The sequence below is a fragment of the Microcoleus asticus IPMA8 genome (genome assembly GCF_013179805.1).
GTDB classification, from domain to species: domain Bacteria; phylum Cyanobacteriota; class Cyanobacteriia; order Cyanobacteriales; family Microcoleaceae; genus Microcoleus; species Microcoleus asticus.
Genome location: NZ_SRRZ01000083.1, coordinates 1 through 16,783, shown reverse-complemented (window position 1 = coordinate 16,783; position 16,783 = coordinate 1). Strand labels below are relative to the sequence as shown.

Below are 16,783 nucleotides of genomic sequence, written 5' to 3'. Positions count from 1 at the left end.
AGTACGGGTGGCTACCTAACAGCGCGCCGAACGACTATAAAATGCGTATGACAAACCGACAAAAACAGGTAACCTCAATACAGAAATAAGCCTTTCCATTTGAGTGACATTCCTTTATAATTAAAGATTAAAGCTCAAAATTACGGCGCAGCCTAATTGCTGCTACTTTTATGCCTCTACCTATAGTTGCTATTATTGGACGCCCCAATGTAGGCAAATCGACGATCGTCAACCGTTTAGCCAACACCCAAGACGCGATCGTCCACGACGAACCGGGAATCACGCGCGATCGCACTTACAGACCGGCTTACTGGGGCGATCGGGAATATCAAGTCGTAGACACCGGCGGTCTAGTATTCGACGACGAGACAGAATTTCTGCCTTTAATTCGCGAACAAGCAATGGCGGCCCTCGCAGAAGCCAGCGCAGCCATTTTCGTAGTAGACGGACAAACCGGGCTCACCGGCGGCGACGAAGCGATCGCATCTTGGCTGCGACTGCAAAAAGTCCCCGTCATTCTCGCCGTCAACAAATGCGAATCCGAAAATACAGGACTCACCCAAGCAGCAGACTTTTGGCAATTGGGACTCGGAGAACCTTACCCAATTTCAGGCATTCACGGCAACGGCACCGGCGAATTGCTCGACAAATTAATTACTCACCTTCCCACGGAAGTATTACCAGAAGTTGACGAAATTAAAGTAGCAATTATCGGTCGTCCCAACGTCGGCAAATCGAGTTTATTAAACGCATTTCTCGGAGAAAATCGTGCCATAGTCAGCCCGATTTCCGGCACAACCCGCGACGCGATCGACACCTTAGTAGAACGCAACGGTCAAACCTACCGCCTGATCGACACAGCCGGAATCCGCAAAAAGAAAAACGTCGAATACGGCGCAGAATTTTTCGGCATCAACCGCGCTTTCAAAGCCATCCGCCGCGCCAACGTCATACTGTTAGTAATTGACGCAATTGACGGCGTTACGGATCAAGACCAAAAATTAGCCGATCGCATCAGCCAAGAAGGTCGAGCCTGCATCATAGTCGTCAACAAATGGGACGCCGTAGAAAAAGACTCCGACACCATTTACGAGTACGAAAGAGAAGTAAGAACCAGACTTTATTTCCTCGACTGGGCAGAAATGATTTTTGTTAGCGCCATGAGCGGACAGCGAGTTGAAAAAATCATTGAATTAGTAGACAAAGCCTCCGACGAACACAAACGCCGCGTCACTACGGCCGTCATTAACGAAGTCATAGAAGAAGCCACAAGCTGGCACTCAGCCCCAGTTACCCGCCAAGGAAAACAAGGCAAAATCTATTACGGTACTCAAGTGCGATCGCAGCCACCGACAATTGCGCTGTTTGTCAACGATCCCAAACGCTTCACCGAAAATTACCGCCGTTACATGGAAAGCCAATTTCGCAAACACCTCGGCTTTACCGGTACACCAATGCGGCTGCTTTGGAGAGGCAAAAAAGTTCGTGCCACCGAAATGAGCACAACAAACAGAGCACTGCGCGTCAAGTAATTTTCGATTTTCGATTTTGGATTTTAGATTGAAGAAAAAAGGCGGTTAAATGATATAATTGCTTGCCAATTACCGCAAAATTTTTCATCTAAAATCTAAATATCGGATGAACGAACAAGAGTTTAAACAAAGAACGAAGGCTCTAGCATTAAGAGTTATTAAGCTAGTAAGTTCACTGCCGAAAAATACCGTTTCTGAGGTAATTGGCAAGCAGTTAATTCGTTCAGGAACTTCTGTAGGGGCTAACTATCGAGCAGCTTGTCGCGCTAGATCGACAGCAGACTTAATTGCCAAACTCAGAATAGTGGAAGAAGAAGCAGATGAATGTTTGTACTGGATGGAGTTGATAGTTGAAGCTAAATTGGTAGATGTCGATAATTTGAGGAGTATTATGTCAGAAACAAATGAAATTTTAGCAATGACAGTGGCCTCTATCAAAACTTTAATTGCTAAAAACCCAACAGCAAACCGCAAATAAATAAAACAATCTCAAACCCACAAAAATTGCTAAGCTAAAATCAAACAATCCCAACCATAAATCAAACAATCAAGCAATCCCCAATCAAACAATCAAACAATCCCCAATCAAGCAATCCCCAATCAAACAATCAAACAATCAAACAATCTAAAATCTAAAATCTAAAATCTAAAATCCCAAGATGGACTTACTTCGATCGCTCCCCATCGGACTCTACCTAGAACAACCAATAACCTGGCTTCACCGGCTAGACTCCCGCGTAAAACTAGCTTGGTTGATGACATTTCTGATCGCGCCAATACTCGCCAATCCCATCTGGCGGTTGATGCTAGTAGGAATGTTAATCGTACTGACACTAACAGCAGCAATCCCCTTGCGGGTGTGGAAACAGCAAATGGGACTGCTGCTGCTATTCTGCATTTTAATATTTTGCTTGAGCGCGATCGCCCCCGACGCACTCCCATCAGAACACCAGCCCCGCATCCCCGCCGACGAATTCACCTTTTCCCAACAGCCCGCAACTCTTCCACCCCCGCCCCAGCCAAAACCCTGGTACAAAACTTTTAATTTAGGCTCAAACCCCCCAATCCCCAATCCGAAATCCCAAATCTCAAATCAACTCCCCCAACCCACAAAATACCGTTACGTTTTATTCAAACAAGGCCCGATTAAAATCACCCGCAAATCCCTAGATTTAGCTATTAACGTCAGCACCCTATTTTTCACAGTAATTTACAGTACCAACCTCTATCTTCTTACCACAGCCAGTGAAGAAATCACCAGCGCGATTGAAAACTTAATGCAACCTCTGCGCCGCTTGAACTGGCCTGTTACCGAAATAGCGCTAACATTAACGTTATCTTTGCGCTTCATTCCCCTAGTATTGGAAGAAATACAAAATTTAGTGCGATCGGTCAGAACCAGAGCGATCGACTGGAAAAAACTCGGATTTCGCCGCGCCGCTCAAGTGTGGTTGATGATAGCCGAGCGACTCTTAGAAAACTTGCTCCTGCGAGCCGAACAAATAGCCAGCGCCATGAAAGTTCGCGGCTTCACCAGTCCCGATCGACACCGTGTAGAATGGCACCAGTTGCAATTGAAAATCCGAGACTGGATCGCCCTCGGGTGCTTGATCGTCCTCTGGAGTGCCCGCTTCGTTTGGGGTTGGGACAGTTGAGATTTTAGATTTTAGATTTTAGATTTTAGATTGATTGATTAAATTTGAGATTGAATAATTGGGAATGATTGATGAAGCTCGTGGTTTGCAGTACGGGCCTACATTTGAGTAAATTTTGTCTGGTACGTGACAGTCCTGCTAAAGTAATGGAGTCAAATATTTAGAGATCCAAGACCTTGAACATCTATCTTGGGACAGATATCGTATATGTTCCGCGCATTCAAGCTGCATTAGACCGCTTTGGCGATCGCTTCCTCGAAAAAGTTTACACGCCCGCCGAACAAAGGGACTGCGGGCAACTAAATTCTCAACACAGCAGCATTAAAGGTAAAATGAATCGAGTTTCCTGCAACCAACTAGCGGGGCGCTGGGCAGCAAAAGAAGCTGTTGTCAAAGCTCTAGGCACGGGATGGCGGGGAATACGGTATGCAGATGTGGAAATTCGGCGTTCCGAAAACGGTGCTCCCAATGTGCAACTGCACGGAAACGCTGCAGCACGAGCCTCTGTTTGGGGAAATTGCCAGTGGCAATTGAGCCTCAGCCATGACGGAGACTATTCTATGGCTACGGCGATCGCCCTTTGTACCCCGCCCTCAAACAACGCCGTGCCCACAAACACCGAAACTAAAATCTAAAATCGAAATCTTTAATCTAAAATTGACCGACTGTAAACTTGAATGACTACCGAAACTTACCTGAATCATCCAAACTTTGGCCTCCTCTTCAGGGTATCCCAGGTTGAAGACAGCCAAGAATTATTTACCACCCTATACGCCCAACGCCTGTTTTTTTTGGTGACAAACGGCCCAGGCGGGCTGAGATTTGAACCAATCAGCCGCTCCGACGCTCGCCTCATGGTCGAAATTCGCCTGCGAACCCTGCGTCGCAGCGGACAATATCAAGAGTACGACCAATTGCAGACCATTCACCAGCGCACGTTTCAATAACGAAAATCAGTAATTTGGTAATTGGTAACTCTCTTAATTTTCCTTCCCTCCAGTTCCCAGCGTTAAGCAACCATGACCATAGCCTCTCGAATTAACAGCATTCGCCAACACTTGCCCGCATCAGTGCGGTTAATTGCCGTTACCAAACAGGTACCGACTGATGCTATCCGCGAAGCATACGACGCCGGTATCCGCGATTTTGGCGAGAGTAAGGTTCAAGAGACTGCCGAAAAACAAAGCCAACTGCAAGATTTACCGGATATCAACTGGCACTTGATCGGCCACTTGCAAGCCAACAAAGCGGCCAAGGCCCTAGAGCATTTCCAGTGGATTCACTCTCTCGACAATTTAAAACTCGCTCAGCGACTTTCGCGCTTGGCGGGGGAAATGTCCTGCTCTCCCCAAGTCTGCCTGCAAGTCAAAATGTTGCCCGACCCGGACAAATACGGCTGGAGCGTTCCTGAACTGCTTGCCGACCTTCCAGAACTAAACAAATGTCAGCATATCAAAATTCAAGGTTTGATGACAATACCCCCACAGGGGTTAAATGAGTCGCAAATCCTAGAATTATTTAACAGCACCCGCGAACTTGCTGACAAAATCCAGCAGCAAAATTTGCCCTGCATTCAAATGCAACAGCTCTCGATGGGGATGTCGGGAGATTATCATTTGGCAATTCAAGCAGGTGCTACTATGGTACGGCTAGGACAAACCTTATTTGGCTCTAGGAGGGGATAAATAATTGAAATCTTCTGATAAAGACAATTTAGGTTAAATATAGAGTAGTCAGCCACCCGCAACTAACGCGCAACGCGAGTATAGTCGGGGTAGCAAAGTCGTGAAGGAGCGTGAATCATGAATATTTTTTCTAAACTGCGAGATTTTGTAGGCATCAACAATGAGCCTGAGTACGATGACGTGTACGACGAAACGGAAGGAGAGCGCTATCAGAACTTCTACCAAGCGCCTGAACCCAACCCCGCTGCCGTCGCAGCAGCAGAAGAAGAACGTCGTCAAAATCGTAGAATGCGGGAGCGGTCAGTAGTAGGATCGACAGGTATGGATGTCGTTGCACCAACCGGGGGAGTAGGGTCAGTAATGAATAACGTGATTGGAATGCCTGGAGCTATGAACGGGATTTCTGAAGTAGTAGTAATGGAGCCGCGCACTTTTGAAGAGATGCCGGCAGCAATTCGAGCCCTTAAGGAACGCAAGTCTGTAGTTTTGAACCTGACGGTGATGGACCCAGACCAAGCGCAAAGAGCTGTGGACTTTGTGGCGGGCGGTACTTATGCCCTTGACGGTCATCAAGAGCGAATTGGCGAAAGTATTTTCTTGTTTACGCCTAGCTGCGTGCAGGTGAGAACTCAGTCTGGTGTGGTTCACGAAGTGCCTCCTGCTCAAGGACGGCCCCGCCCTGCTGCTCCTGCACCTACAGTCTGGCCGGCAGAACAAGCTCCCATCGCTCAGTAGTCAGTAGTTAGTAGTCAGTTGGCAGTGGTGAGTAGTCAGTAGTCAGTAGTCAGTAGTTAGTAGTCAGTAGTCAGTAGTTAACAACTAATAACTGTGGAATAAACACTGCGGATTAATAACATTAGCTAACAACTAAGTAACCAATGACAACTGACAACTGACAACTGATAACTCAAAAGTGACAACTGACTAATGACTAATGACTAATGACTAACATAAAATTTGGTACGATCGGCGGCGGGGTAATGGGAGAAGCTCTCTTATCCCGCTTAATTGCACAAAAAGTTTATTTGCCTTCAGAAATATTGGTGAGCGAGCCACAACTTCAACGGCGCCAATTTTTGACTGAAACCTACGGGATTGGAACAACAGCCAGCAATCTAGAAGTTGCTGCCGCTACAGAAGTGCTGTTTTTGGCGATTAAACCGCAAGTTTTTGATACCGTAGCTTTGGAGTTGGCGGTGGCAGCCGATCGCAAACAGGGAAATAATGGAGAAACGGCTAATTCCCAGCCTGAAGCGGTGGTAGTGTCGATTTTGGCAGGAGTGCCGCTCAGCAAGCTCGAACCAGCCTTCCCGGGGCGGGGAGTGCTGCGGGTGATGCCGAATACTCCAGCGACGGTGGGGGCGGGAATGAGCGCGGTCGCTCCGGGAAAACTTGTTCAATCGGCTGATTTAGAATTGGTAAAGCGCATCTTTCAGGCCGTCGGAGAAGTGGTAGAAGTACCTGAGAGTATGCTGGATGCGGTGACGGGGCTTTCGGGTTCCGGGCCCGGTTATGTCGCAATTTTGATTGAGGCCTTGACAGATGGCGGAGTTTGTGCAGGACTGCCACGGGCGATCGCTTCTCAATTAGCCCTGCAAACAGTATTCGGTACGGCGAAACTATTGCAAGAAACGGGAATGCACCCAGCAGAATTGAAAGATAGAGTTACGAGTCCCGGCGGCACAACTATTGCGGGAATTGCTAAATTAGAGAGTAGTGGCTTTCGTTCTGCGCTGATCGAAGCGGTGAAAGCAGCTTATTTGCGTTCTCAAGAATTGGGTAAATAAGTCAGGAATTACGCACAGAAACAATCATAAACGAGTTCAATCGCACTTTAAACCTGCCGCTTTTGCCGTCGGATATTTGACGGGAACAAATGTGACGCCAAACTTTTCTTTCTCACACTTGACAATATGCACTAACTCCGGTCGAAAATTTTGGCGATCGCCCTTTTCATCAAACTCAATAGTTCCGGTTGCTCCTTTTGCCTTAAAATTCGGACTCGCAATAGCTTTCTGCATTCCTCCGCGACTGGGTTGCGGTTGGTTTTCTATTGCTTTAATTAGCGTCAGAGTTGCATCGTAGGTTAAAGCAGTGCGGTGGTTGACGTTTCCTCCCCAAAGCTTTCGAGCATTTTCGGCAAATGTGGGGTTGGGAGCAGCTAAGGGATGCCAAGAGGATGATGTCACCAGTTTCTTAAAAGACGGTAACTGGGAGGCAGTTTCTAAGGTTTTCTGGCTGTAGATTCCCCCGGTTCCCACTACCCAATTGCGATCGCCATTGGCTTTAATAAGTGCCATCGCATTTTTGACTGCATCCGGGACATGACTCGTACTTAAGACGATCGCTGTTTTCTCGGTTCGCTCGATTTCTTGTAATGCTAGTTCAACGTTAAAATTTTTCTTACACAAATCGTATTCAGTGATGCTGAAAATACTTCCTCCTGCTTGTCTAAACTGTTTTCTGAATTCTTCCCACAATGAAGAAGTAGCTTGAATCTCAGGACAGTAGAAACCCGCAGCTTTTTTGGAACCTGCCTTTTCAATCAGATTGTTCTTGAAGTTTTCAGCAGTAATTTGATGTCTAGGGACAGTGCGAAAGAAAAACTTCCGACGTTGTTCTGTTAATTGTTCCGTCGTACTCCCAGGCGAAATTAAGACTAAGTGATTTTCGTCATAAGTATCGACTGCATGCACAGTCATCTCGCTAGTATAGTGACCGACGACACCCAAAATCTCGGTTTGCTTGACGAGTGAAGAGGCCCTAGCTTTTGCCTCTGTTTTCAGATTGGCATCGTCAGCGATAATGACTCTAATACCCTTGCCCTTAATGGCTTTCCCTGCTAAAAAACCTTGACCGGGAAAGTCGTTATTGCGATCGGAATTAAAGAGTCCTAGGTTGACTTCTGTTTGGGCCTGGGCAATGCCGCGCAACATTTCTCTAGCCAAATCAGAATTAACAGTACCTCCTTCGCTGTTGCTAATGGGAACGGCAACTGCCAGGGTGTAGTAATCAGCTTTTTTGGCCTTCAAAAGGGCATTATTCATGTAAATTAAAGTTTCTGGGTCTTTGCGTTCTTCTTCGTTCCACGATTGTTTTAATAAAGTAAAAGCAGATTGATAATTAGAAGCCAAAAAGTCATTAACTCCCCTTTCTTTTAATCGAAAAGCAGATGTTTTGATGAGAATTTCCTCGCCGCAACTCACAGCATCTCCCTGGATTAAAGGACAAGTTTTGGGTCGGAATAAATTGTGTATTAAAAATACTCCTAGCCCGACGCATCCTGCGCTCGCCGCGAACAACCCAATTCTCCATCTATTTGTCCATTTGCCTCCAGGCTCAGGTAGAGGTGGCTCAGGTACAGGTGGCTCAGGTTTTAGCGATCGCAAATCCTGCAACACTTCAGCAACAGATTGATAGCGATCGTTAAAGTGGTAGCGCACCATCTTATTTAAAACTTTTTTCAGTTGGTCGTTAATTTGTACCATCGGGCGATCGTCACTTGAGTAGTGCCACACGAGTTCCCCAGTTTTTTTATCATTAAAAAAGTCTTCAATATCTAACCCTGCGATCGCTTGAATGCCGATGATTCCCACAGCATAGATATCGCTGTTAAATCTGGGCTGATTTTTCCACTGTTCGGCTGGCATATAACCGTCTGTACCAACCGCGCGAGTTTGAGTTATTTGACCGTTCTCGATCGCCAAAGTGCCGATCGCTTTTACTGCCCCAAAGTCAATTAACACAATTTTGCCGTCAAGCTTGCGCCGGATTAAGTTTGACGGTTTCAGATCGCGGTGAATAATACCTTGAGAGTGGACGCAATCTAAAACTGACAAAATATCTTGCAATAAATCAATAACTTCTGACTCCTGAAACTGCCTGAGAGATGCGAGTTCTTTGTTGAACGGATTTCCTTCGATGTATTCTTGAATTAAGTAAAATTTTCCATTTTCCAGAAAGCGATCGATCAACTTGGGAATCTGCGGACACTTATCGAGATACTTCAGAGTTTTAGCTTCTTTTTCAAATTGGTGCTGTGCTTCCTCCAACAGCCGCCCATCGTTAGATTCAGGAGGCGGAATTTCCTTGACGACGCACAGGGGATTTCCAGGGCTGCCCAAAGCGTCGTTAGCCGTATAGGTTTTGGCAAACCCTCCCTCACCTAATTTACCGATTATTTGGTAGCGATCGCGCAGAACATCCCCTGGCTTCAGGCACATAGATTCTCCCATTCACCGACTCGATCGGTTAGTTAATATTGATTTTGCCGCATATTTGGGTACTCTCTATGAAGATTTGGGCGAAATCAAGACTTGCGTTCCCAATTTTATGAAATTGGCAACGCAAGTCTACTCTTTGCAACATATTTTTACACATATGAATTTTATGAACTCAAGGTTATGAATTTTATGAAATCAATCCAATGAATATATGAATTGACTTTCTAAGTCGCTTATTTAATCATGTTGACATCCGAGATTTTACGGAGAAAATATTTTATGGCTTTACAAACAGATCCATCAGGAGTACCCCGATTAATTGGCGACAACACCTCCGAATACGCTGATTTATTCGTCCTTAATTCCAAATTCGGAGGTGTAACTAATTTCCCTTCGGGAGTATGGATGCTCGGAGGTGAGGATACAGTCATCGGCTCAACAATCGGCGATTTGGTTTTTGGCAATGACGGGGAAGATTTTCTAGTAGGAGATTTTGGCAACGATTCTTTATTTGGGGGACAAGGAAAAGACGTACTTTATGGAAATGAGGGAAATGACTGTTTGACCGGCGGTCAAGATGCAGATTGGATGCTCGATGATGCAGGAAATGATATTTTATTGGGCGGTAGAGGCAATGACCTTTTGTTCAGCGACGATGGCAATGACACTTTGATAGGAGGTTTGGGTCGAGACTTTTTAGTCGGCGCAAATGAGCAGAATCTTGGCTCAGTTGAAATCCGTGAAAGCAACTTATACGTCATCCAAGCTGAACCAGGGGTTACTGATATCAATAATGCCGATTTGATTGCAGGTTTCACACTCGGTGCAGATCGGATTGGATTAGCAAATGGTTTGACCGCCAATGATATAGTTTTGGAAAATGTGACAAATGTATCCATTACTATACACGCAGAATTTCCGCAGTATTTAGCCTCTTTTGCCACTCCTGATCTATTAGAACCCACATCGATCGTGACTTCAGGGACTCTCATCAAAGTCAAGAATTCAGGAGATTTAATAGGTTTTGTTGAGAGTGTAACGCCTGCTCAACTCCAAAACAGTATGATCTCTGTTCAGGGATTCTAAGCTGTAGGATGCGCTGCAATGCCTCCTGCAAAAGCTTAAATCGAAGATTGGAGCGAGAAATGGTAATCTGCAACCAGCGGTACAAAAATACTAATTATCGATCGCTAGCTGCTGTTTCCAATTTCTCTCCTATCCTCGGTTCCGTACCATTTAACAGCCGCTGAATGTTGCTCCGATGCCGCACAATTACAAACACACCACCCGCAATTCCAAACAATACATAAGCTAGCGGCTGATCTAAAGCAAACATCAATCCAGCCACGCTAATTGCTCCGATAATCGAGCTTAAAGAAACAATTCGCGATACCGCAAATACTATCCCGAAAATTCCGAAAGTTCCCAAACCAACAGGCCAGTACAAACCGAGCAAAACTCCCAAACTCGTAGCCACAGATTTACCGCCGGTAAACCCCAGCCAGATTGATTTGCTGTGGCCCAAAATAGCAGAGAAACCAGCCAAAGTTGCCATCCAAGGGATGACAGTTGCAGTAGTTTCTAAACCTGCGGCGGTTGCTAGCTGCTGGGTAAAAGTGAGAGAATAAATGTAGCGGATTAGGACGATCGCACTTACCCCCTTCAACACGTCAACCAGCAACACCCCCAACCCCGGCCACTTCCCCAAAGTCCTCAGTACGTTAGTCGCACCCGTCGAACCCGAACCAACCTCTCGAATATCAATTCCCAGCATCCATTTCCCCAAGGCGTACCCAGTCGGAATCGATCCCAGCAGATAAGCTGCTATTAACAGTGCGCCATTTAAAATTATCCAGCTAGCCATTTTTTAATTTGATATTTTGTGTACTTTTAAAATTTGCCACCTTTCTACTAGCATAATTAGCAATTAGCAATTAGCAATTACCGATTACCAATTACCAATTACCAATTACCAATTACCCAATCAAAAATCCTTAGCAGTCGTTAAAGTTTGCGGGTCAGAAGCAAAAGCCAACCACAGCGGAAATTGCAGCATTGACAAACTAATTAAATCCTCTGTTTCATCAATGACAATTAGCGGCAATTTGCCATCTTTCACCAGTCGATCGGCTTTTTGAGCCAAAGCTTCCGCAGACTCAAACATAATAATTCCCCTTTCCGGGCCAAAATCGCTGCGAGTAATGCCCAAACAGTCCTGCAAACCCCGGCGCCACTCTCCCAAACGTTCGGGACTGTTGGCGAGCACCAAAGTCCGCACCCGTCCACCGTAGACGCTTCTGAGTACAGAAATAATTGTCGAAGTAATCAAGATATTTTGCAAGCGCGAACCCATAGTCCGCAAAGCGCCCCTTCCTCCTTGGGTGAAAAACCAGTTAGAAACTCGTTCCGCGTGGATGGGTTCAAAAGTGCGGCGGAGTTGCCAAGGCGGGCCGTAGTAGTCCGGGAGAGTGCGGTATTGATCGAGGGTGCGCCGAATTTGTTTGGCTTGTTCTTGAAATCCCTGTTCAGAAAATCTGGGATTTATCGGTGCTGAGGATTGAGACTCCTCAGCAGGAATTTGCTTGGGTGTCTCTTGCACCGGTGGGGTCAAATCTAAGAGTTCGGCGGTAGCCGCCAAATCCTGCAAACTGCCTACTAGATAGTCTTTGAAACCCTGGACTCGAATTGCTAAATCTTGGGAAACGCCGGCAAAAGTTGTGCGCATTTCCTTTTGAATTCGATCGCGCCGGCGTTCGAGTTTTTCTAATTCGATTTGTAGCGCTTGTTTGCGCTGATCTAGTTGGATCAAGCCGTCTTGTACCAAACGCCCGATCGATGCTTGAGCCTCGCCCAACGCTTCTATAGCATTGGCTTTGTCGGCTTCCAAGGCGGCAATTCTTTCAGTCAAATTTTGTTCTTGCTGCTGCAATTGTTTGACTCTCTCTGCCAACTGTTCGGTAACATTTTCTGGGATGGGAGTTACCGTTTCTGCGGTTGCTGTTGGCTGGGAGTCGGTTGGAGGCTCGATTTGAGCGATCGGACTTTCTGATTCGCCATCGCCGGTGTTGAGCGGGATTTGGGCCTGGGCGCCTGCTTCGTCCACGAATTCGGCAATTTCGGCATCTTCCCCGCCCAGCGGCGGGTCTGTTTCTGGCGGGAGTTGGGCTGGCAGCTCATTTTCGTCGATCCACAAATCCCGTGTTTGAGATAGAAGTTGGTACTCCGTCTCATTCACGGGTAAATCGACTTCGCCTTCACCGGTTGGCGCGGCTGGTTGTGCTTGCGGTTCTTGGGTTGGAGATTCGTCTGAATTCATGGGAAATTTTGTTCGGCGTGGGGCACGGAAAAGTTAAAAATTTAAAATTAACAACTTTTTTAGTCTTGACGGGGACAGCGCTGTTCTAAGCAGGTCTGTAGCATTTTACGATCGAATAGAATCGGCAAAGAGTGAATGCTGTTAATTTCTTTGAAGTAAAACCAAATCGGTACAGCGGGCCACAATATCCGCCAATTTTGCCATTCTCGGTAAGGAAAGCGGCGAATTAACTTGGACATTCGATAAATGTCCAAATCGGTTGGGGTAAATTGCAGCCGGATGGTGGCGGCTTGGTACATCAGAAACAAGCCGAACAGCGAAAGCGACAAACTCGCCCACTTCTGCACGAACAGCAGCGGTACGGCGGCCAGTACCAAAACTAGGGGAAGCGCATAACTCGGAGCGAGTTCGATCGTACTTGTCGGCGCAGTTGAAGAGGCAGTTGTAGTCACGGGTTTAAGTTAAACGAATTTTGTCAATACTTTATATTTTACCGTTTCCTAGCTTACAAGCCTTTGAGTACGCTAGAGCCCGTTCCCTGAAACATCAGCCAAGTCAGGAAAAAGTTCACAATAAAAATAGCCAGTAAAGCCGTCACCACCGCCGTAGTAGTCGATTGACCGACGCCTTTTGCCCCGCCAGTGGTGGTCAAACCCCAGCTAGTGCCGATTACAGCAATCAAACCACCGAATACAAAAGCCTTAATTGCCGCGCTGCAAATATCCCACAGACTCAGGAAATTGCGGACTGATTCTAAAAACACGCTTTGAGAAATGCCGTACATCGCCGTAGCAATCAGCAGTCCGCCGAGGATGCCGGTGACGAGACACATGATGGTTAAAATTGGCAGCATCAAGCAGCAAGCAAGGACGCGGGGAATTACTAAATAGTCGATCGGGTCTGTCCTGAGCATCAGCAGGGCATCTATCTGCTCTGTTACCTGCATCGTGCCGATTTCCGCTGCAAAAGCCGAACCTACCCGTCCCGTTACGATCACGGCTGTTAAGACGGGGCCGAGTTCGCGAGTCAAAGACAAAGCCAAAACGCCGCCGACGACATTGCCGGCCCCGAGGTTAATAAACTCCCTCGCTACCTGAATAGTAAATACCATGCCGACAAAACCCGCTGTCAGCAAAGCAATCAGCAGAGATTCCGGGCCGACTGCTGCCATTTGATCGAGGGTGTTGCGGCGGTGAATTTTGCCCTTCAGCAAGTGCAGCATGACTTGACCGCCCAATAAAATTGCTGCCAGCAACCGCTGACTCCACAAACTGAGGCTCGAAGATGTAGTGGTACTCAAGGGGATTTCGAGTATAGAACAACTGCCAAAAATGAAATCTATCTACAAATCTTAAACAAGTTTTTTCTATAAGATTTAAGATTTCTGACAGAACCGACCACTGAGGGCGATCGCTGCCTATCGTAGAAAAGGACAAGTTTTGTTTACTTGCACCTTTCGGCAGTTTAGCTGAATTTACTGACTCTTATGAGCATTTTCCCAAATTTTCTTCGCTCTGTACTGCTGACCAGCCTGTTGAGCTTTGTCGCCCCCTTATTGTTAATCGGCGGGGGATTGACTAGCTTTTCGCTGCTCGGCCTCGTGCCTGCTCTCCAAGGAGTTGGTCGTTCTGGAGAAGACCTGATTTTGCAGTTTTTAACTACTTTCGGCAGCGGCTGTCCCCTCCAGGGTTTTTTCGTAATCGGCTTAACTTTTAGTTTGGTGGGTGCTTTGTTTGATACCTACGCTTCTTATCAGCATTCGCGGTGGAGTTAATTTTGTTTCGTTATATGTGGGATTTGAGATTTTAGGTTGGGAATTCTAAATTCAATCTAAAATCTCAAATTGTTGCGTTGCGGTGCGATCGAATAGCGCCACCTGCAATGACTTCGCCGAAAAACGGATACTTGCTAGCAGACAGGAGTGGTGGCGAGCAAAAAATTTTAGACTGAGGTTCAAACTTCCAGATTCATCTGTGGAGTCAATCTCAAATCTCAAATCTCAAATCTTCAACCTCGAATCGACTGACTCAACATTACCGATCGCAAATGTTCGGAAAAGCGATCGCCCTTTTTTCGGAAAACCGAATCTCCCAGTTTCGGGAGCTGGAATATATTAAATAAAGGTTGAGTTAAGTGTTTCTCAACCCTAAAAACTTCAGATAGTCGAGGTATTAGTTATGGCACTTATTCGTTGGGAACCTTTGCGGGAAATGGACTCCTTGCAGCGAGAAATGAATCGGTTGTTTGATAGCTTGACACCGGCAACCGATCGCGCATCTAACGGTGTTGCTTTTGTACCCCCCGCCGAACTCGATGAAACTCCCGAAGCCATCCACCTTAAGTTAGAAATTCCGGGCATGGAAGCTAAGGATTTGGACGTACAAGTAACCGCAGAAGCTGTTGCTATCAGCGGCGAACGCCGTCACGAAACTAAGAGTGAAGATAAAGGCATGACTCGCTCTGAGTTCCGCTACGGTTCGTTCCGCCGGGTGATTCCCCTACCCGCACGGGTTCAAAATGACAGCGTAGAAGCTGAGTACAAAAATGGGGTTTTAAACCTGAATTTGCCCAAAGCAGAAGCCGAAAAAAATCGCGTGGTTAAAGTTCAACTCGGCTAAGAAATAATTGTTGGCTAATTGCTGATAGATAGGGCGTGCGGTGCGCGCCCTATTTGTTTTGGGAATTGCGAATTGGTAATCGCTAATTGGGCCGAAAAGCATTGGGCATTGGTAATTAGCCCTTGCGAGTTTGAGGAATGATTCTTCCTTTTTCCTTCTTCCTTCTTCCATTCATCCGTTACATCCTCAGAAAGCGAATCCGTTGCCGAACTTTCTTTTTCTGATTCTGCAACTGTGCTAAACTCGAAGATGCGATGGTTGGTGACGAGACTTGCGTGCCGAGTCAGGGAGTTGGAGGAAATGGAATTGCATCTGAGTTTGGAGACTTAACCGGGATGACTCGCCAAGAAGTCGATGACTTCTTGCGCGGACTGGGTGCAGAAATCAGAACTACTAGAGATGGTTATGTTGCATATAAATTTTTTGATAAGTCAACAGTAATGATCCGTCCTAACGGTGAAGTGATTAGAACGCCTGCACCGAAATATGGATCAGATGGAAGAAATATTAACAAAGGTTTGCGTGTCGATAGAGATGGTCGTTTATTGCGGACGAGAGACGAATTTGATAATTTAATTCCAGGTACTCACAATACGGCAGAAAAAATAAATGAGTGATTGGAAGGATGACTATAACTTGCTTGGATTGGGTGGTTTTACATCTTTAATCACAAAAGTCAACGTATCTTTATGGGGAAACGAAGTCTTAATTGAATGCGTCTACAATCCAGAAGAAAGATTGCCTTATATCCTGGCATTCAAAGACTGTCGCGATATCAGTTGGACTGTACACGATGAAGAGGCAGTTGGCGAACTGGAAGCTGAATTCTTCGGAATTTCTTTGGGCGATGCCGAACACCGCAAGCCTGCGGTGATTACTACAGACATTTTTGAAATTTCAATTTTGTACGGCAGTTTTAGCATTCAAAAGGGAGAAAACCTAAATGCTGAAGTAGCAGATTCAGAAACAGAGAATTGGGGTATCACAACCGCCCGCAGCAGTATTGTAGAAATTGTAAACCCCCGCGCGGTTAAAATGCCAAGCCGTTAGTAATATTATGTCGTGTAAAATAACTATTACAGTCATGGACGCACTCCGACTCCTCGAAACTGGGTTTTTTACCTAATCTGCGGGTTTTAACGCGTCTTTTCGTAAAAAACCCGGTTTCTTGGCCCCATATGTAATACCAATTTCATAAAATAGTGCTACAATTAGTAGGTATGGTTTTTGTGAGCCAATTCCCAAAGATAAGGAAGAAAAATGTCAGGAATTGTTCGGATTGAAATTCGGGAAACAATAGAAGAGCTGACGACTCTTATGAGGAAAGAAAAAAATGTTTTGTGCCACGAAAAACTACAAGTTCTGTATTGGCTTAAAACCCAAACGGTAGACAGTGTATTGTCTGCTGCTGTGCGTTTAGGTAAACATCGTACCACAATACAAAGATGGTTGTCTAGTTACCGAAAAGGGGGAATAGAAGAATTATTATTGCAGAAACCTCGTTCGGGAAGACCAAGAATAATGAATCCTGAAACTATAGAGAGATTATCAAAGGAATTACAAGAACCCGAAGGATTCCGTAGCTACAAAGAAGTACAGCAATGGCTGACAAGCTGCTGTGAAGTGAAAGTGGCATATCGCACAGTACATCAATGGGCAAGATCAGAAGTGTTGAATGATAGGAAAAGATTGCTAAAGTTGGCAGAGCAATGTATAATTGTAGACTTATAAATTATTAATAATCAACTAAAATG

General features: G+C 45.9%; 20 protein-coding genes. 14 read left to right on the top strand and 6 right to left on the bottom strand.

Annotated elements, in window-relative coordinates; genetic code table 11:
• Positions 1–170 precede the first annotated feature (170 nt).
• The 8 genes from der to proC all read left to right on the top strand — a co-directional run bounded on the left by der (position 171) and on the right by proC (position 6,659).
• Positions 171–1,532: a ribosome biogenesis GTPase Der gene (gene der, locus E5S67_RS20780; RefSeq protein ID WP_172190295.1), complete on the top strand. Its 1,362-nt coding sequence runs from the start codon at positions 171–173 to the stop codon at positions 1,530–1,532.
• 106 nt (positions 1,533–1,638) lie between these two features.
• On the top strand, positions 1,639–2,010 hold the full coding sequence (locus E5S67_RS20775) for a four helix bundle protein (RefSeq protein WP_172190294.1): 372 nt from the start codon (positions 1,639–1,641) through the stop codon (positions 2,008–2,010).
• Between the two features lie 181 nt (positions 2,011–2,191).
• Complete coding sequence (locus E5S67_RS20770) at positions 2,192–3,187, top strand: energy-coupling factor transporter transmembrane component T family protein (protein ID WP_172190293.1); 996 nt, start codon at positions 2,192–2,194, stop codon at positions 3,185–3,187.
• Between the two features lie 176 nt (positions 3,188–3,363).
• Positions 3,364–3,822, top strand: a complete 459-nt coding sequence (acpS, locus tag E5S67_RS20765; protein ID WP_172190292.1) for a holo-ACP synthase — start codon at positions 3,364–3,366, stop codon at positions 3,820–3,822.
• 42 nt (positions 3,823–3,864) lie between these two features.
• Positions 3,865–4,134, top strand: coding sequence for a transcriptional coactivator PipX (gene pipX / locus E5S67_RS20760; protein WP_006634205.1), 270 nt, complete (start codon positions 3,865–3,867; stop codon positions 4,132–4,134).
• Between the two features lie 72 nt (positions 4,135–4,206).
• Positions 4,207–4,872: a YggS family pyridoxal phosphate-dependent enzyme gene (locus E5S67_RS20755; protein ID WP_172190291.1), complete on the top strand. Its 666-nt coding sequence runs from the start codon at positions 4,207–4,209 to the stop codon at positions 4,870–4,872.
• Between the two features lie 117 nt (positions 4,873–4,989).
• Positions 4,990–5,607 (top strand): cell division protein SepF, encoded by a 618-nt coding sequence (locus E5S67_RS20750; protein ID WP_006634207.1) that lies wholly within the window; start codon positions 4,990–4,992, stop codon positions 5,605–5,607.
• Positions 5,608–5,813: 206 nt separating this feature from the next.
• Complete coding sequence (gene proC, locus E5S67_RS20745) at positions 5,814–6,659, top strand: pyrroline-5-carboxylate reductase (RefSeq protein WP_172190290.1); 846 nt, start codon at positions 5,814–5,816, stop codon at positions 6,657–6,659.
• 36 nt (positions 6,660–6,695) lie between these two features.
• On the opposite strand, the gene E5S67_RS20740 is transcribed toward proC, so the two are convergent.
• Positions 6,696–9,095 (bottom strand): bifunctional serine/threonine-protein kinase/ABC transporter substrate-binding protein, encoded by a 2,400-nt coding sequence (locus E5S67_RS20740; RefSeq protein WP_172190289.1) that lies wholly within the window; start codon positions 9,093–9,095, stop codon positions 6,696–6,698.
• A gap of 279 nt (positions 9,096–9,374) precedes the next feature.
• Between E5S67_RS20740 and E5S67_RS20735 the strand changes: the two genes are divergently transcribed.
• Positions 9,375–10,181 carry a calcium-binding protein gene (locus E5S67_RS20735; RefSeq protein WP_172190288.1) on the top strand — a complete coding sequence of 269 codons (807 nt, stop codon included), beginning with the start codon at positions 9,375–9,377 and terminating at the stop codon, positions 10,179–10,181.
• A 94-nt stretch (positions 10,182–10,275) separates the two neighbouring features.
• Here the strand turns inward: E5S67_RS20735 and plsY are convergent, their stop codons facing one another.
• The 4 genes from plsY to E5S67_RS20715 form a co-directional block, all read right to left on the bottom strand.
• Entirely contained in the window at positions 10,276–10,959 is a 684-nt protein-coding gene (plsY, locus tag E5S67_RS20730) for a glycerol-3-phosphate 1-O-acyltransferase PlsY (protein WP_172190287.1), read from the bottom strand.
• Between the two features lie 120 nt (positions 10,960–11,079).
• A complete protein-coding gene (locus E5S67_RS20725) occupies positions 11,080–12,411 on the bottom strand; it encodes a DUF3086 domain-containing protein (protein ID WP_172190286.1) in 1,332 nt (443 codons plus the stop codon).
• Between the two features lie 59 nt (positions 12,412–12,470).
• Entirely contained in the window at positions 12,471–12,863 is a 393-nt protein-coding gene (locus E5S67_RS20720) for a DUF3119 family protein (protein ID WP_172190285.1), read from the bottom strand.
• A gap of 53 nt (positions 12,864–12,916) precedes the next feature.
• Complete coding sequence (locus E5S67_RS20715; protein WP_172190284.1) at positions 12,917–13,711, bottom strand: MlaE family lipid ABC transporter permease subunit; 795 nt, start codon at positions 13,709–13,711, stop codon at positions 12,917–12,919.
• Between the two features lie 186 nt (positions 13,712–13,897).
• Between E5S67_RS20715 and E5S67_RS20710 the strand changes: the two genes are divergently transcribed.
• Positions 13,898–14,185, top strand: a complete 288-nt coding sequence (locus E5S67_RS20710; RefSeq protein WP_172190283.1) for a hypothetical protein — start codon at positions 13,898–13,900, stop codon at positions 14,183–14,185.
• A 51-nt stretch (positions 14,186–14,236) separates the two neighbouring features.
• Here the strand turns inward: E5S67_RS20710 and E5S67_RS20705 are convergent, their stop codons facing one another.
• Positions 14,237–14,407, bottom strand: a complete 171-nt coding sequence (locus tag E5S67_RS20705; RefSeq protein ID WP_172190282.1) for a hypothetical protein — start codon at positions 14,405–14,407, stop codon at positions 14,237–14,239.
• A gap of 181 nt (positions 14,408–14,588) precedes the next feature.
• On the opposite strand from E5S67_RS20705, the gene E5S67_RS20700 reads away from it, so the two are divergent.
• The 4 genes from E5S67_RS20700 to E5S67_RS20685 all read left to right on the top strand — a co-directional run bounded on the left by E5S67_RS20700 (position 14,589) and on the right by E5S67_RS20685 (position 16,760).
• Positions 14,589–15,029 (top strand): Hsp20/alpha crystallin family protein, encoded by a 441-nt coding sequence (locus E5S67_RS20700; RefSeq protein ID WP_172190281.1) that lies wholly within the window; start codon positions 14,589–14,591, stop codon positions 15,027–15,029.
• 254 nt (positions 15,030–15,283) lie between these two features.
• Positions 15,284–15,646, top strand: a complete 363-nt coding sequence (locus E5S67_RS20695) for a hypothetical protein (RefSeq protein WP_172190280.1) — start codon at positions 15,284–15,286, stop codon at positions 15,644–15,646.
• A complete protein-coding gene (locus E5S67_RS20690; protein WP_172190279.1) occupies positions 15,639–16,079 on the top strand; it encodes a hypothetical protein in 441 nt (146 codons plus the stop codon). The genes E5S67_RS20695 and E5S67_RS20690 overlap by 8 nt, the downstream gene beginning before the upstream one ends.
• Positions 16,080–16,289: 210 nt before the next feature.
• A complete protein-coding gene (locus E5S67_RS20685; protein ID WP_172190278.1) occupies positions 16,290–16,760 on the top strand; it encodes a helix-turn-helix domain-containing protein in 471 nt (156 codons plus the stop codon).
• Positions 16,761–16,783 lie beyond the last annotated feature (23 nt).

Coding starts and splice junctions, on each gene's coding strand:
- der (WP_172190295.1), top strand. CDS start 171: ATGCCTCTACCTATAGTTGCTATTATTGGACGCCCCAATGTAGGCAAA.
- E5S67_RS20775 (WP_172190294.1), top strand. CDS start 1,639: ATGAACGAACAAGAGTTTAAACAAAGAACGAAGGCTCTAGCATTAAGA.
- E5S67_RS20770 (WP_172190293.1), top strand. CDS start 2,192: ATGGACTTACTTCGATCGCTCCCCATCGGACTCTACCTAGAACAACCA.
- pipX (WP_006634205.1), top strand. CDS start 3,865: ATGACTACCGAAACTTACCTGAATCATCCAAACTTTGGCCTCCTCTTC.
- E5S67_RS20755 (WP_172190291.1), top strand. CDS start 4,207: ATGACCATAGCCTCTCGAATTAACAGCATTCGCCAACACTTGCCCGCA.
- E5S67_RS20750 (WP_006634207.1), top strand. CDS start 4,990: ATGAATATTTTTTCTAAACTGCGAGATTTTGTAGGCATCAACAATGAG.
- proC (WP_172190290.1), top strand. CDS start 5,814: ATGACTAACATAAAATTTGGTACGATCGGCGGCGGGGTAATGGGAGAA.
- E5S67_RS20740 (WP_172190289.1), bottom strand. CDS start 9,095: ATGTGCCTGAAGCCAGGGGATGTTCTGCGCGATCGCTACCAAATAATC.
- E5S67_RS20735 (WP_172190288.1), top strand. CDS start 9,375: ATGGCTTTACAAACAGATCCATCAGGAGTACCCCGATTAATTGGCGAC.
- plsY (WP_172190287.1), bottom strand. CDS start 10,959: ATGGCTAGCTGGATAATTTTAAATGGCGCACTGTTAATAGCAGCTTAT.
- E5S67_RS20725 (WP_172190286.1), bottom strand. CDS start 12,411: ATGAATTCAGACGAATCTCCAACCCAAGAACCGCAAGCACAACCAGCC.
- E5S67_RS20710 (WP_172190283.1), top strand. CDS start 13,898: ATGAGCATTTTCCCAAATTTTCTTCGCTCTGTACTGCTGACCAGCCTG.
- E5S67_RS20700 (WP_172190281.1), top strand. CDS start 14,589: ATGGCACTTATTCGTTGGGAACCTTTGCGGGAAATGGACTCCTTGCAG.
- E5S67_RS20695 (WP_172190280.1), top strand. CDS start 15,284: ATGGTTGGTGACGAGACTTGCGTGCCGAGTCAGGGAGTTGGAGGAAAT.
- E5S67_RS20690 (WP_172190279.1), top strand. CDS start 15,639: ATGAGTGATTGGAAGGATGACTATAACTTGCTTGGATTGGGTGGTTTT.
- E5S67_RS20685 (WP_172190278.1), top strand. CDS start 16,290: ATGTCAGGAATTGTTCGGATTGAAATTCGGGAAACAATAGAAGAGCTG.